Origin of the sequence: Deinococcus sp. Leaf326 (genome assembly GCF_001424185.1) — a bacterium.
Taxonomy (GTDB): Bacteria; Deinococcota; Deinococci; order Deinococcales; family Deinococcaceae; genus Deinococcus.
In genome coordinates this window covers 1-14,203 of sequence record NZ_LMOM01000014.1, presented here as the reverse complement: position 1 = coordinate 14,203, position 14,203 = coordinate 1, and the positions used below count along the sequence as shown (strand labels likewise).

12 protein-coding genes are annotated in these 14,203 nt (G+C 69.5%); 9 read left to right on the top strand and 3 right to left on the bottom strand.

The window, feature by feature from the left end; all coding sequences use genetic code 11:
- Positions 1-2 precede the first annotated feature (2 nt).
- The 6 genes from hpaB to hpaI all read left to right on the top strand — a co-directional run bounded on the left by hpaB (position 3) and on the right by hpaI (position 5,481).
- Positions 3-1,484: a 4-hydroxyphenylacetate 3-monooxygenase, oxygenase component gene (hpaB, locus tag ASF71_RS05210; RefSeq protein ID WP_056296124.1), complete on the top strand. Its 1,482-nt coding sequence runs from the start codon at positions 3-5 to the stop codon at positions 1,482-1,484.
- Entirely contained in the window at positions 1,484-2,464 is a 981-nt protein-coding gene (gene hpaD / locus ASF71_RS05205; RefSeq protein ID WP_056296121.1) for a 3,4-dihydroxyphenylacetate 2,3-dioxygenase, read from the top strand. Before hpaB ends, hpaD begins: the two co-directional genes overlap by 1 nt.
- A 57-nt stretch (positions 2,465-2,521) precedes the next feature.
- Positions 2,522-3,307, top strand: a complete 786-nt coding sequence (locus ASF71_RS05200; protein ID WP_056296116.1) for a fumarylacetoacetate hydrolase family protein — start codon at positions 2,522-2,524, stop codon at positions 3,305-3,307.
- Between the two features lie 140 nt (positions 3,308-3,447).
- Positions 3,448-3,834, top strand: a complete 387-nt coding sequence (locus tag ASF71_RS05195) for a 5-carboxymethyl-2-hydroxymuconate Delta-isomerase (protein ID WP_056296111.1) — start codon at positions 3,448-3,450, stop codon at positions 3,832-3,834.
- Between the two features lie 13 nt (positions 3,835-3,847).
- Positions 3,848-4,654: a 2-oxo-hept-4-ene-1,7-dioate hydratase gene (gene hpaH / locus ASF71_RS05190; protein WP_056296109.1), complete on the top strand. Its 807-nt coding sequence runs from the start codon at positions 3,848-3,850 to the stop codon at positions 4,652-4,654.
- The gene (gene hpaI / locus ASF71_RS05185) at positions 4,651-5,481 is read left to right on the top strand and encodes a 4-hydroxy-2-oxoheptanedioate aldolase (RefSeq protein ID WP_056296104.1); all 831 of its coding nucleotides are present in this window, start codon (positions 4,651-4,653) and stop codon (positions 5,479-5,481) included. The genes hpaH and hpaI overlap by 4 nt, the downstream gene beginning before the upstream one ends.
- 45 nt (positions 5,482-5,526) lie before the next feature.
- Here hpaI and uvrA read toward each other — a convergent pair whose 3' ends face one another.
- Complete coding sequence (uvrA, locus tag ASF71_RS05180; RefSeq protein ID WP_056296101.1) at positions 5,527-8,037, bottom strand: excinuclease ABC subunit UvrA; 2,511 nt, start codon at positions 8,035-8,037, stop codon at positions 5,527-5,529.
- Positions 8,038-8,212: 175 nt separating this feature from the next.
- Here uvrA and ASF71_RS05175 point away from each other — a divergent pair, with 175 nt between their 5' ends.
- Entirely contained in the window at positions 8,213-10,234 is a 2,022-nt protein-coding gene (locus ASF71_RS05175) for a bifunctional diguanylate cyclase/phosphodiesterase (protein WP_056296097.1), read from the top strand.
- Between the two features lie 23 nt (positions 10,235-10,257).
- Positions 10,258-10,902, top strand: coding sequence for an SMI1/KNR4 family protein (locus ASF71_RS05170; protein WP_056296095.1), 645 nt, complete (start codon positions 10,258-10,260; stop codon positions 10,900-10,902).
- 9 nt (positions 10,903-10,911) lie between these two features.
- Here the strand turns inward: ASF71_RS05170 and ASF71_RS05165 are convergent, their stop codons facing one another.
- Both ASF71_RS05165 and ASF71_RS05160 read right to left on the bottom strand, forming a co-directional pair.
- Entirely contained in the window at positions 10,912-12,012 is a 1,101-nt protein-coding gene (locus ASF71_RS05165) for a Gfo/Idh/MocA family protein (protein WP_056296092.1), read from the bottom strand.
- Positions 12,013-12,021: 9 nt separating this feature from the next.
- Entirely contained in the window at positions 12,022-13,071 is a 1,050-nt protein-coding gene (locus ASF71_RS05160; RefSeq protein ID WP_056296089.1) for a LacI family DNA-binding transcriptional regulator, read from the bottom strand.
- A gap of 125 nt (positions 13,072-13,196) precedes the next feature.
- Between ASF71_RS05160 and ASF71_RS05155 the strand changes: the two genes are divergently transcribed.
- Positions 13,197-13,928, top strand: coding sequence for a sugar phosphate isomerase/epimerase (locus ASF71_RS05155; protein ID WP_056296086.1), 732 nt, complete (start codon positions 13,197-13,199; stop codon positions 13,926-13,928).
- Positions 13,929-14,203: the final 275 nt, after the last annotated feature.

Genomic DNA, 14,203 nt, shown 5'->3' with positions numbered 1-14,203 from the left:
CCATGGCCGCCCGTACCGGAGCACAATTTCTGGATCGTCTGCGCCAGCACGCCCCCAACCTGTACGTGGACGGCGCGCGCGTGGAAGACCCCACCACCCACCCGGCCACCCGCAACATCGCGGCCTCGCTGGCGGGTCTGTATGACCTGCAGCACGACCCGCGCTGGCGCGACCTGCTGACCTTCGAGGAGGGAGGAGAGCGTCACCCGGCCGCGTTCATGGTGCCGCGCACCAAGGCCGACCTGCGCCGCATCGGCGAGGCGCACCGGGTCCGCGCGAACTACTCGCTGGGTACCCTGGGGCGCGCGCCCGACTACATGAACACCAACGTCATGGCCGCCGGGATGGCGAGCGCCTACTTCGGCGCGGGCGAGGCCAGCGGCGAGCCGGGAAGCGGGCGCGACTTTGCCGCGAACATGCGCCGCTACTTCGAGTACGTGCGCGACAACGACCTGTGCCTGACCCACGCCCTGACCAACCCGCAGGTGAACCGGAGCAAGCAGGCCAGCGAACTGCCCGACCCCTATATCGCCATGGGCATCGTCGAGGAGACGGAGGCGGGCGTGATCGTGCGCGGCGCGCGGATGCTCGCCACCTTGCCCATCGCCGACGAGATCCTGATCTTCCCGTCCACGGTCCTCAAGGAAAACGGCGACCGCAGCCGCTACGCGGTGGGCTTCGGGCTGCCGACCGACACGCCGGGCCTGTACTTCCAGTGCCGTGAACCCTTCGACCTGGGGCGCGACGTCGAGGACCATCCGCTGTCGAGCCGCTTCGACGAGCAGGACGCCTTCGTGATCTTCGACGACGTTCTGGTGCCCTGGGAACGTGTGTTCCTGATGTACGATATGACCCTCGCCAACCAGGCCTACGCCAAGACCGACGCCGTGCTGCATATGGCCTACCAGGTCGTGAATCAGAAGGTCGCCAAGACCGAGGCCTTCCTGGGCGTCGCGCAGGGCATCGTGGAGACGGTGGGCAGCGGCCAGTTCCAGCACGTGCAGGCCAAGGTCAGCGAGATCATCGTGACGCTGGAGATCATGAAGGCGCTGGAGGTGGCGGCCGTGGAGGGCGCCGAACTCAACGCCTACGGCGTGATGACCCCGGCGCGCGGGCCGCTGGACGCCGCACGCAACTACTACCCGGCGATCTACCCGCGCCTGAACGAGATCATCCAGCTGCTGGGCGCCTCGGGCATCATCATGATGCCGGGCAAGGCCGACCGCGAGGGCCCGCTGGGGGCCTTCATCGAGAAGCACCTCCAGGCGACGAACGCCAGCGCCGAGGAGCGACTCAAGCTCTTCCGACTGGCCTGGGACCTGACCCTGAGCAGCTTCGGCGCGCGCCAGAACCTCTACGAGAAGCACTTCTTCGGCGACCCTATCCGCATGTCGAGCGCGCTGTACGACGCCTACGACAAGCGGCCCTATGTCGAGCGTATCCGGCAGTTCCTGAACCGGCCTCAGCCCGTGGCGGCCGACTGATGGGCAGTCCCGCCGACCGCCCCAACGTTATCCGCATCGCGCACGGCGTGTTCTACGTGACGGACCTGGAACGCTCGCGGCACTTCTACGTCGAGCTGCTGGGCCTGAATATCGTCCACGAGACGCCCGGCGCCCTGTACCTGCGCGCGAACGAGGACCGCGAGTGGACCCTGAAGCTCGAACTTGCCCCCGAGGCGGGCGTGAAGCACCTTGCCTACCGCGTGGGTACCCCGGGGGACCTAGAGGCCGCCGCAAGTTTCCTGGACGCCCAGGGGCTACCCTGGCGCTGGGAAACCGAGCATGACCGGCCCCGGCTGCTGCGCTTTCAGGACCCCTACGGCGTGCCGGTGGCCTTCTACGCCGAGTCGGTCAAGCACCCCTGGCACCTGCAGGACTACCACCTGCACCGGGGGGCGGGATTGCAGCGCATTGACCACATCAACGTGATGACGCCTGAGGTGGAGGGCGTGATGCGCTGGTACATGGACGAGCTGGGCTTCCGGCTCAGCGAGTTCACCGAGGACGAGCAGGGCCGCGTGTGGGCCGCCTGGATCCAGCGCCGGGGCAGCGTCCACGACCTCGCCCTCACAAACGGCACGGGGCCGAGGCTGCACCACTTCGCCTACTGGATGCCCGATATGCAGAGCATCATCCGGACCTGCGACATCCTGGCGGGCGCGCGGATGCCTGAGGCCATCGAGCGCGGGCCGGGGCGCCACGGCGTCTCCAATGCGTTTTTCCTGTATATCCGTGACCCGGACGGCCACCGCATCGAGCTGTACACGAGCGACTACCTGACCGTGGACCCCGACTTCGAGCCGATCCGCTGGGCGCTCGACGACCCGCGCCGCCAGACACTGTGGGGCGCCAGGACGCCCCGGAGCTGGTTCGAGGAAGGCTCGCTGCTCGAAGCCTACGGCGGTGGCTGGACCGAGCCGAAAGAAGGCGAATTACAGGGGCTGCCGGTCCACGTGATCTGAGTCCGGCGTTCGCCCTGCCGTTCCGTTTCCACCTCCCACCTCACCCAAAGGCCCACCATGAAAACCGCACGCTTTTTTTCCCGAGGCCGCCAGCACAGCGGCACCCTTCAGGGGGACGTCCTGATCGACGCGGCCGGCGAGGGCCACCACCCAGACGAGGTGCAGTTCCTGCTGCCGGTCACGCCCGGCAAGGTCATCGCGCTCGCGCTGAACTACGCCGACCATGTGGCCGAACTGGGCTTCAAGCAGCCCGAGGAACCGGTGATGTTCCTGAAGCCGAACACCAGCCTCCTGCCGCACCGGGGCACCGTCGAGTACCCGCGCGGCGCGCAGTTCATGCACTACGAGGTCGAACTCGGCATCGTGATCGGGCGCGATGCCCGGCGCGTGAAGGCAAAGGACGCCGAGGACTACATCGGCGGCTACACCATCGCCAACGACCTCGTAGTCCGCGACTACGTGAGCAACTACTACCGCCCGCCCATGCGTGCCAAGGGCTGGGACACCTTCGGGCCGCTGGGGCCGTATCTGGTGACGCCCGACGAGGTGCCCGACCCCTACGATCTCGGGCTGCGTGCCTTCGTGAACGGTGAATTGCGCCAGGAAGGCAACACCCGCGACATGATCCTCAAGGGGCCGGAGCTGATCGAGTTCATGTCGCGTTTTATGACGTTGCAGGCCGGGGACATCATCCTGACCGGCACGCCCAAAGGGGTCAGCCATGTGGGGCCCGGCGACGTGATGCGCCTGGAAATTGACGGCCTGGGCGCGCTGGAAAACCCAGTCGCCCTGGAAGACGAGAGCGCCGAGCCGCTGATCGCCCAGGAGGGCGCCCGGCAGTAGAGCATCCTGCCCGGAGGCATCTGGGGCGCTGTTCTCCAGATGCCTCCGGGCAGGATGCTCTCTTCGACTTCGTTCACTTCGTTCGGCCAAAACGACGCCGACACGGCATCTGTTTGGCAGATGTTCTAGCCTGGAGCCCGATGCCCCACCTGACCGCCGAGTACACCGCCAACCTGGGCGACGACGCCCGAATTCCCGAACTGCTCGAAGCCCTGCACAGCGTGCTCATCGCGCGCCCGGACGTGTTCCCGGTGGGGGGCGTCCGCACGCGCGCCCTGCGGCTGGAGGAGTACCGCGTGGCCGACGGAGAGGCGGACGACGCCTTCGTGCACCTGACCCTCAAGATCGGGGCGGGGCGCAGTGCGGAGGTCCGGCAGGCAGTCGGCGACGAACTGTTCGGGGTGTTGAAGGCCCACTTTGCCGAAACGTTTGCCCGGCGCTTTCTGGCGCTCTCGCTGGAGATGCAGGAATTCAGCGAGGCGGGCACCTGGAAACACAACAACATCCACGCGCGCTTCAGGCGCTGACTCCCGGAGACCCATGCTGACTGATCCTCAATTGCAGGACGCCGCTGCCCGGCTCGACGAGGCCGAGCGCACCCGCACGCCGCTGCGGCAGTTCTCGCGCGAGTTCCCGGATATGACCATCGACGACGCCTACGCTGTGCAGCGCGCCTGGATGGACCTCAAGCTCGCGCGCGGCGAGGCGGTGTACGGCCACAAGATCGGGCTGACCTCGCGTGCCATGCAGCTCTCGTCGAACATCTCCGAACCCGACTACGGTGTGCTGTTGGGGAGCATGGTCTTTGCCGAGGGCACCGAGATTCCGGCCTCGCGCTTTCTGACGCCCAAAGTCGAGGTCGAACTGGCCTTCCTGCTGGAGCGCGACCTGAGCGGCCCCGGCTGCACCGTGTTCGACGTGCTGGCGGCGACCGCCTACGTGGTCCCCGCCATCGAGATCATTGACGCGCGCATCGAGCGCCTCGACCGCGACACGGGCGCGACCCGCAAGGTCTTCGACACCATCAGCGACAACGCGGCGAACGCGGGTATCGTGCTGGGCGGCCGCCCCGTTCGCCCGCATGACGTCGACCTGCGCTGGGTGGGCGCGCTGCTGTACCGAGGGGGCGTGATCGAGGAGACCGGCGTGGCGGCGGGCGTCCTGAACCACCCGGCGAACGGCGTGGCGTGGCTCGCCAACAAACTGCACCCGCACGGGGTCACCCTGAAGGCCGGGCAGGTCATCCTGGCGGGGTCGTTCACGCGGCCGGTGGATGCGCGCCCGGGCGACACCTTTCACGCCGATTACGGCCCGCTGGGCGGCGTGGCTTTCCGGTTCGGCCCATGACCAGTCTGACCAACCCCTTCAAGGCCGCGCTGGCCCGCCAGGAGGCCCAGATCGGGCTGTGGCTGGGACTGGCCGACCCCTATTGCGCCGAGATCTGCGCGGGGGCGGGCTTCGACTGGCTCCTCGTGGACGGCGAGCACGCCCCCAACGATGTGCGCAGTACCTTGGCGATCTTGCAGTCACTGGCCGCCTACCCGGTCGCGCCGGTCGTGCGGCCGGTGGTGGGTGAGCCCTGGCTCATCAAGCAGTACCTCGACCTGGGCGTGCAGACCCTGCTGATTCCGATGGTCGAGACGGCCGAGCAGGCCCGCGCCCTGGTCGCCGCCACCCGCTACCCGCCGCGCGGCGTGCGGGGAGTGGGCAGCGCCCTGGCCCGCGCCTCGCGCTGGAATGCGGTGCCGGACTACCTCACGCGGGCCGACGACCAGATCTGCCTGCTCGTGCAGATCGAGAGCCGAGCGGGGCTGGCGAACCTGGACGAGATCGCAGCGGTCGAGGGCGTGGAGGGCCTGTTCATTGGCCCAGCCGACCTGAGCGCGAGCCTGGATCATCTGGGGCAGCCGGGGCACCCTGAGGTGCAGGCGGCCATCGCGGACGCCGTGCGCCGCATCCGCGCGTCGGGCAAGGCCGCGGGCATTCTCCAGAGCGGCGAGGCGCAGGCCCGCGCGGCCCTGGATGCGGGTTGCACCTTCGTCGCCGTAGGGGTAGACACCAACCTGCTCGCCGGGGCGGCCTCGGCGCTCGCGGGCCGCTTCGGGCGGGGCCGCCGGGCCGGGGACACCGCGCCGGGTCCAGAGACGCCGCGCCGGGAAGGCGACGTGTACTGACCCGGAGAAGGGGAGGTTGTGTATCTTCCGCCCCCTAGTCCCCGCTCAGCCCAGTCTGAGCGCCCGGGCCAGATATGGGGCCGTGCGGCTTCCCGGCACGCGAGCAACCTCGACGGGGGTCCCCTGCGCGACCACGCGGCCGCCTTCCTCGCCCGCACCGGGGCCGATGTCGAGCACCCAGTCGCTGGCCGTCACGACTTGGAGATCGTGTTCGACGGCGATCACGGTGTGGCCCGCTTCCACCAGCCGCGCGAGCTGCCGGGTCAGGCGCTCGACATCGGCGGGATGCAGGCCGGTCGTCGGCTCGTCGAGGATGTAGACGGCGTGTCCGCGCGCCGCGCGTTGCAACTCGGTCGCCAGCTTGATGCGCTGCGCCTCGCCGCCCGAGAGCTCGGTGGCCGGCTGCCCCAGCCGCAGGTAGCCCAGGCCCACCTCGCGCAGCGTGTCGAGCGCCTGGAAGATGGGGCGCTCGTCCCCGAAAAAGGTGTGGGCGTCGTCCACCGTCATGCCCAGCACGTCCGCGATGGTCTGGCCCCGTACCTTGACATCCAGCGTCTGGGCGTTGTAGCGCGCGCCGCGGCATACCGGGCACGGCGCGTATACGCTCGGCAGGAACAGCAGTTCGACCATCACCCAGCCCTCGCCCTGGCAGTGCTCGCAGCGCCCGCCCTTGACGTTGAAGGAAAAGCGGCCCGCGCTGTACCCGCGCTCCTTCGCCAGAGGGGCCGCCGCGAAGAGCCGGCGCACATGGTCGAACAGCCCTGTGTACGTCGCCATGTTGCTGCGTGGCGTGCGCCCGATGGGTTTCTGGTCCACCCGTACGAGCCGCGAGAGAGTGTCCACGTCGCCGCCCAGGCGCGCGGTGGCGGCCGGCACGTCGTCGCCGTCCTCCTCCGTGTCTTCCGGCCCGGGCGCCGCGCCGTGGCCAACGTGGGCCGCGAGTGTCTGCGCCAGCACCTGCGTGACCAGGGTGGACTTGCCTGACCCCGACACGCCGGTCACGCAGGTCAGCACCCCGAGTGGAAAGCGCACGCTCAGGTCCTGGAGGTTGTGGCGCGTCACGCCGCTCAACTCCAGCCAGCCGGAGGGCGCGCGTGGCTCGTGCGCCTCGGCCCGCGTCTCCCGGAAGAGGTAGGCGGCAGTCTGGGAGGTCTCTACGTTCCGCAGGCCCTCGGGCGGCCCGCTGTACAGGATCTCGCCGCCGCCCTCGCCTGCCCCCGGCCCCACATCCACCAGCCAGTCGGCGCGGCGTACCACGTCCAGGTCATGCTCGACCACGAACAGCGAGTTGCCCGCCGCCTTCAGGCCGTCCAGCGCTGCGAGCAGGGCCTCGGTATCGGCGGGGTGCAGTCCGGCGGACGGCTCGTCGAGGACGTACACCACCCCGAACAGGTTGGAATACAGCTGCGTGGCGAGGCGCAGGCGCTGCAACTCGCCCGGCGAGAGGCTGGGGGTGGTGCGCTCGAAGTGCAGGTAGCCCAGCCCCAGGCGCAGCAGCACGCCCAGTCGCGCTCCCAGGTCGGCGGCGAGGCGCTGCGCGGCGACCGCCACCTCGGGCCGTTCGCGCAGGCGCCGGTCGTGGCCGTCCTCACGGCCCTCGGCCACCGGGCGCAGCAGTTCGGCGACCTGTGTCAGCGGCAGGCGCGAGAAGTCGGTGATGTCGTAGCCGGCAAACGTGACCGCCAGCGCCTCCGGCCGCAGCCGCTTGCCGTGGCACACCGGGCACACGGTTTCGATCATGTAGGCCTGCACGCGCTTTTTCATGCTCGCGCTCTCGGTCGTGGCGAATGTATGCAGGACGTGGCGCCGCGCGCTGCTGAAGGTGCCCATATAGTCGGGCGACGCGGCCCGCCGGGTCGCCTCGGGCGTGAGGCCGGGGTACACCGGCACCACCGGCTGCTCGTCGCTGAAGAGGATCCAGTCGCGGGTGCCCTGGGGCAGATCGCGCCAGGGCACGTCCACGTCTATGCCCAGCGACACCAGGATGTCGCGCTGGTTCTGCCCCCCCCAGGCCTGCGGCCACGCGGCGACCGCCCGCTCGCGGATGGTCAACGCAGGGTCGGGAACCATCGAGGCCTCCGTGACCTCGTAGACCCGCCCCAGGCCGTGACACTCGGGGCAGGCGCCCTCGGGTGTGTTGGGCGAAAAACCCTCGGCGTACACGGTGCCCTGGCCCTCCGGGTAGTCCCCGGCGCGTGAGTACAGCATCCGTACGAGGTTCGACAGGGTGGTCACGCTGCCCACCGACGAGCGGGCGGTCGGCGCGCCGCGCTGTTGTTGTAGAGCGACGGCCGGAGGCAGGCCCTCAATGGCGTCCACGTCCGGCGCGCCGACCTGATGAAAGAGCCGGCGCGCGTAGGGCGACACCGATTCGAGGTACCGGCGCTGCGCCTCGGCGTACAGCGTCCCGAAGGCCAGCGACGACTTGCCGGACCCCGACACCCCGGTGAAGACCACCAGTGCGTCACGCGGCACCTCCACCGACACGTCCTTGAGGTTGTGCTCGCGCGCTCCGCGTACCCGCACGAAGCCGGAAAACCCTGAATGATCCGTCATGACCCCGCAGTATGGTCAGCCCTCTGCGCCTGGTCGAAGAGTCCCAAGGTTGCCTGAAATCCGGTCGGTGGGCCGGGGAAGCCGGCAGGTTAAGGACGCCGGCCTTAAGAAACGGGACAGAAGACTGGTCCTACAGTCGGGTGCCTTCCGCCTTCCCTCTCGACCTTCCGAGGACGTGCCCATCCACCATTTCGACTTTCTCCCGTTTGTTGGTCTGTCCGTCCTGATCGCCGGTCTGGCGTTCTCCGCGCTCCTGCCTGCCGCCGGCCGCTCGCTGAAGCGGCGCCGTCTCCTATGGGCGCAGTCCTGGGTCTACGCGGCCCTGGCCTGGGCCGGAATGGGCGCGGTGGCCACGGGCCGCGCTGCTCCCCTGGTCGGAGCCCCGCCGACCGGCTCGCCCCTGGAGCCGTGGGTGGTGCCCGCTGCGTTGTTGGTCTCGGGGGCATTGTTCGCCCTTCTCCTCAGGCGCCGGCTCGCCGAGCAGGCCCGGCAGGTTCAGCGGCGCCAGGACGAGGTGTTCGAGGGCCTACGCGAGCGCGAGACGCTGTACCAGAGGGTCGTCGATGCCCTGCCCGGAGGCGTGGTCCTGCTCGACAGCGGCGGCGCGGTCGTGGCGGCCAATGCCGGCGCCGCGCGGCTGCTCCGGCGGCGGGCCGACGAGCTGCCGGGGGCGCTGCTTCACGGGGACGCGACCGAGATCTTCGGCAGCCGGGGCGAGCTGCTGGACCCCGAGCGCCGGCCCGGAGCCCTGGCCCAGCGCCGACAGGCCTCGTCGGGGCAGGTGCTGGGCTGGCACGTCGAGGGCAAGCTGCGGTGGTTCCTGAGCAGCGTGCAGCCGATGGACCAGGACCTGAGCGTGTATTCCTTTCTGGAAATCACGCAGGAGCGCGGCGCCCAGGAACAGCTCGCCTACCGGGCCAACCACGACGAGCTGACTGGCCTGCCCAACCGCCACCGCTTCAAGCAGGCGCTGACCGAAGCCATGTACGCCAGCTTCTGGCAGCGGGACCGGGTGGCAGTGCTGCTGCTGGACCTCGACCAGTTCAGGAACGTCAACGGGATGTGGGGCCACCTCGCCGGCGACGAAGTTTTGCGGGCGATCACTGGACGCCTGCGCGACCTACTGCCGCCTGGAGCGAGCGCGGCGCGCTTCGGCGGCGACGAGTTCGCGGTGTGCCTGGGAGGCGTGGAGAACCGGGAAGAGGCGCTGGCCTTCGCCGGTCACCTGTGCGCCGAGCTGGGCGAGGTCTTTTCGCAGGGCGACACCCGGGTGCAGGTCGGGGTGAGCGCTGGACTGAGTTTCTATCCCGACGACGCCCACGACGAGGACACGCTCCTACAGTACGCCGACCTGGCACTCTCAGCCGCTAGGTCGACCGGTCCTGGCGGCGTCGCCGCCTTCGACGGGGCGATGGCGCTGCGCCGGGAACGCCGCGTGAAGATGGGCGAGGCGCTGCGTAGCGCCCTGGAACGAGGCGAACTGTCGCTGGTCTATCAGCCGGTCGTGGCCCTCCAGACCGGTGAACTGCGGTCGTGCGAGGCGTTGCTGCGCTGGGAAGATTCGCCGTGGGGCGCCGTGTCGCCGGCCGAGTTCGTGCCGCTGGCCGAGGAGACCGGCCTGATCGATGCGCTGGGGCAGTGGGGGCTGGAACAGGCCTGCCGTCAGGCCAGGGCCTGGGCCGACGCCGGCACGCCCCTGAGAGTGGCCGTGAATCTCTCGGCGTTGCAGTTCCGTGCGGGCACCCTGCCGGCCCTGGTCGCCAATGTCCTGGAACGCACCGGGCTCGATCCGGCCAGCCTGGAGCTGGAAGTGACCGCGGACACGCTGGCCGGCAATAGGCTTTCGGTGCGGCGTCAGCTGGGGGCTCTCCGCAGCCGGGGGGTCACGGTGGCCCTCGCCGACTTCGGTGCCGGTCACCTGGCGCCGGGTGCGTTGCGGGACCTCCCGGTGGACCGGATCAAGCTCGGCCGCCCGTTCGTGCGTGATCTGGAGGACTGTGGCAAACAGACGGCAGTCATTGGTGCCCTCCTCCAGCTCGCGGCCCATCTGGGGCTGGAGGTGGTCGCCGAAGGGATCGAGACGGCGCCCCAGCACGACCTGTGGCGGGACCTGGCCTGCCCGCTGGGTCAGGGTTACCTGCTGGGCCGACCTGCCCCGGCCGAGACCATGACGGGTCTGCTGCGGCCCCGCGCCTGAACCGGGTCCGGCATACTCCGGCCATGCCCGACTCTCTCGACTCCGTCTGGACCCGTCTCGAAGCCTGGTTGAGTACCCATCTTCTGCCGGTAGTGGCGCGTGACACGCCCGGGGCCACCCTCGGCCACATCCTGCGGCCTGGCCTGTCTGAGGCGGCGGTCGCAGCGGCGGAGACGACGTTCGGCTTTTCCTTTCCGGCCGATTTCCGCGCCTCGCTGCTGCGGCACGACGGCGCCGTCTTCTGGCCGGGCACCGAGGACTTTCTGACTCTGGCGGCTGCGTGGGAGGACACCCGGATGCGCCGGGAGCTGCTGGCCGAGCAGACGACTGGTCCGGAGGTCGTCGTGGACGGCGTCCGGCAGGTGTGGTGGGACGCGGGCTGGTGGAGCCTGAACAGCGACGGCGGCGGCAACGGTCTGGTTCTCGACGCCCGGCCGCCCGCGGGGGGCGTGGCCGGGCAGGTACTCGACTTCGACCATGAGACGACCGACCGGCCGCGCCGTCACGCCAGTTTCATGGCCTACCTGGAAGACGTCCTCGCGCGGTTGGACTCCGGCTGGTACGTCGCCTCCGAGTGGCTCACGGCGCGCAACCTCCTGGCCCCGGATCACCCGGAATACACTGAGGACGACTACGCGACCTGGCTGGCGCGGCAACCCCGGCCCTGAGCGCCAGGGTCAGCGCCCGGCGGCCTCTTCAAGCCAGGTCGGCCGCGTCTCCAGTGGGGCGGGTCGAGCGGGGGCACTCTCGATACTCAGGGTGCGGCCCGCCTCGGCGGATTCCAGCGTACGGTACATGGTCTCCAGCACGTGATAGGCGAGGTCGCCGCTGGCGCGGTGCGGCCGGCCCTGCGCGGCGGCGTCCAGCAGGTCGGCCAGCCCGGCGCCGCGTGCGTTCTCCTGAAAAGGCCGGGTCAGCGTGATTTCCTCCCACGCCGTCTCGCCCCGGCGCTTGAGACGCAGGGGGCCGCCGAAGGTGTTGGGGTCGGGCAGACTGAGCGTGCCTTCCGTGCCATAGAGCTCCATGCGCGGCAGATCGCTGCCCGGCGCGTCGAAACTGGCGATGAAGGTGGCGGCCACGTCTCCCCCGAACCCCAGCTGCGCCGTGACGTGCGTGGAGGTCTGGACCGGGATGCGTTCGCCCCGGCGGCTCTCGTGCCCGGCCACGCGCTCGGTCACGGCGCGGGTGGCCTGTCCACCGACCTGCCGCACCGGCCCCAGCAGATTCACCAGGGCCGTCAGGTAGTACGGTCCCATGTCGAACAGCGGACCGGCCCCCGGCTGGTAGAAGAAGTGGGGATTGGGGTGCCAGCCCTCGGGGCCGCCGCTCATCATGAAGGCCGTGGCGGCGACCGGCCGGCCGATGGCTCCGGCGTCCACCAGTTCACGCGCCGTCTGGTGGCCTGCCCCTAAAAAGGTGTCGGGCGCACAGCCCACCCGCAGTCCTCGCCGCGCGGCCTCCCGCAGGATCTCGGCGCCGTCCTCCAGCCGGACGGCCAGGGGTTTTTCGCTGTAGACATGGTGTCCGGAGCCCAGAATCTGGAGGCTCACGGCGGCGTGTGCGGCGGGCGGGGTCAGATTGACCACCGCCGCGAGGTCTGGCAGGGCCAGCAGGTTGTCGGGCCGCAGCGCCGGGACGCCGAATTCGGTGCCTCTGGCCTCCGCACGGGCCGTGTCGAGGTCGGCGATCCCGGCCACCTCGAACAGCCGGAGATCGCGCGCGATCTGAAGGTAGGCGGCGCTGATGTCGCCGGTGCCGATGATGCCGATACGGTGCATGGAAGCTCCTTAGAGGGTCTGGAAGGGGCGGTGGGGGGCAGGCGGCGCGCTGGACTCGCGCACGACCAGCGCTGTAGCGAGTGGGGGGGGCAGCGGCGCCTCCTCTCCCTGGGCCAGCCGGACGAGCCGCCGCACCGCCGCCTGTCCGAGGGCGTCGAGCGGCTGCCGCACGGTCGTGAGGGCGGGCCGGACCCCCCGGAAGAAGGGCAGGTCGTCGAACCCGACTACCGAAAGGTCCTCGGGCACGCGCCAGCCCAGGTCCTGCGCCGCGTGGATGACCGCGACCGCCATCGCGTCGCCTGCCGCGAAGATGGCCGTGGGTGGATCGGGCAGGGCCAGTAGCATCCGGGCCGCCTGTGCGCCGCTCCCGGGGCTGTAGTCACCGTGCTGGAGGTACGCCTCCGGGACCCTCACGCCCGCCGCATGTAGGGCCTCCTGATACCCGCGCAGACGCTCGGCCGCGTCGCTGCGCCGGCCCGGCGCATCCTGGGGAACTGTCTGCAAGCCACTCACGAAGGCGATTCGGGTGTGTCCGAGTTCCAGCAGGTGGCGTGTGGCGGCTCGGCTGCCGCCGGGGTTGTCCACCGTGAGCGAGTCGTGCGTGGAGCCGTCCACGCTGACGCAGTAGGGCGGCAGGTCGCCGGCCGGTACCCCCAGGCCCACGGCGTCGGCATGGAGAAAGGCCGTGCCCTGCGACAGCCGCAGGAACAGCGACAGGTCGGATGTCTGGTGCTGGCCGACCATGAGCACAACTAGGTCGTAGTCGAGTTCCTCGGCCGCCTCGCTCGCCCCCCGGATGACCTCGGTGACGTAGGGCAAGTTGCTGCGCCGCGCCACCAAGCTCAGTAGGCGGTGACGCTGCCCCGCCAGGGCCCGTGCCACCGGATTGGCCCGGTAGCCGGTCGCCTCAACGGCGCTCAGGACACGCTGCCGGGTACTGGCCTTCACGTTGGTCTTGCCGTTCAATACGTTGGAGACCGTCATCTTCGACACCCGCGCCACCTGCGCCACATCAGCGAGCGTAGTCTCGGCAGACTCGGATTTCGGGCTGGGCGTCATGGCGGCAAAACCTCCGGCGAGGGAACAGGGGTTGTCAACGGACTTGTTGTACCGGTAAATTATACCGGTATATACCTCAAGTCAAATACAGTGCCGCGCGCCGTCGCGGTCAGGGAGGCCGGCCTATGCAGGACACTGGGATTCAGCTCTATACACTCCGGGAACAGGTGGCGCAGGACTTTTTCGGCACGCTTGACGCGCTCTCGCAGGCGGGGGTGCGGCATGTGGAACTGGCCCGCGACTACGGCGGTCTGTCGGCCCCGGCTCTGCGCTCGGCGCTGGACGAGCGCGGCCTGGAGGCGCCAAGTGCTCACCTGTCATTGGAGCCTTTTGAGGAAGACCTGGAGACCCAGGTCGAGTTTCTTAGGACGGTGGGCGTGCGTCACGCTGTCTACCCTTACCACCGTGCCGAGACCGAGGCCGAGTGGCTGGACCTGGCCGCTCGCCTAGAACGCATTGCTCAGGCGCTGCTTCCCCACGGCCTGACCCTCAGCTACCACAACCACGACCATGAGCTGACCCAGGTCTTTGGTGGGCGACCAGTGCTCGACCTCCTGCTAGAGGCTGCCCCGACGGTCCAGGCCGAACTTGACGTCGCCTGGATTCATGCGGGCGGTCACGACCCGGTGACCTATCTCCGGCGTTACGCCGACCGGCTGCCGCTCGTGCACCTCAAAGACGTGCGGCGCGACGGTGCGGGCTGGCAGACGGTGGCTCTGGGCGAGGGTGAGGTGCCGCTGCGCGCCGTGCTGGCGGCCGTGCCGGAGGGCACCCAGGCCTACTACGAGCAGGACCAGGGAGGCACTCTCGACACCCTTCTGCGGAGTCTGGCCTACCTGTCCAGCACCGGAGTCTGAGCTTGGCCGGTCCGGGGCCTCCTTGGCTGCCGGTCCGGCTGAGCTTTCTCCGTGAACCGGATGAAGGTCGGGTCACGTCAGTTGTTGCCTGTCATCCCGAACCCCTTTTAAGGTAGCTCCATGGATGACGGCGACTGGCCCTCCGGAGGCTTCAGGATCAGGCGGCGCACTTGGCGCACACTCAGAAGTTGCACCTCGCGTAGGACAATGAATAGCCGTGCTGGCCGAGAAATTCTGCGTTTTTCGTGAAGAAGTGCAGCAAGCGGTTGAGATAC

Excerpts from the sequence above, each read along its gene's own strand:
- ASF71_RS05155 (WP_056296086.1), top strand. The coding sequence starts at position 13,197 with ATGCAGGACACTGGGATTCAGCTCTATACACTCCGGGAACAGGTGGCG.
- ASF71_RS05160 (WP_056296089.1), bottom strand. The coding sequence starts at position 13,071 with ATGACGCCCAGCCCGAAATCCGAGTCTGCCGAGACTACGCTCGCTGAT.
- hpaI (WP_056296104.1), top strand. The coding sequence starts at position 4,651 with ATGACCAGTCTGACCAACCCCTTCAAGGCCGCGCTGGCCCGCCAGGAG.
- hpaD (WP_056296121.1), top strand. The coding sequence starts at position 1,484 with ATGGGCAGTCCCGCCGACCGCCCCAACGTTATCCGCATCGCGCACGGC.
- ASF71_RS05200 (WP_056296116.1), top strand. The coding sequence starts at position 2,522 with ATGAAAACCGCACGCTTTTTTTCCCGAGGCCGCCAGCACAGCGGCACC.
- ASF71_RS05195 (WP_056296111.1), top strand. The coding sequence starts at position 3,448 with ATGCCCCACCTGACCGCCGAGTACACCGCCAACCTGGGCGACGACGCC.
- hpaH (WP_056296109.1), top strand. The coding sequence starts at position 3,848 with ATGCTGACTGATCCTCAATTGCAGGACGCCGCTGCCCGGCTCGACGAG.
- ASF71_RS05170 (WP_056296095.1), top strand. The coding sequence starts at position 10,258 with ATGCCCGACTCTCTCGACTCCGTCTGGACCCGTCTCGAAGCCTGGTTG.
- uvrA (WP_056296101.1), bottom strand. The coding sequence starts at position 8,037 with ATGACGGATCATTCAGGGTTTTCCGGCTTCGTGCGGGTACGCGGAGCG.
- hpaB (WP_056296124.1), top strand. The coding sequence starts at position 3 with ATGGCCGCCCGTACCGGAGCACAATTTCTGGATCGTCTGCGCCAGCAC.
- ASF71_RS05165 (WP_056296092.1), bottom strand. The coding sequence starts at position 12,012 with ATGCACCGTATCGGCATCATCGGCACCGGCGACATCAGCGCCGCCTAC.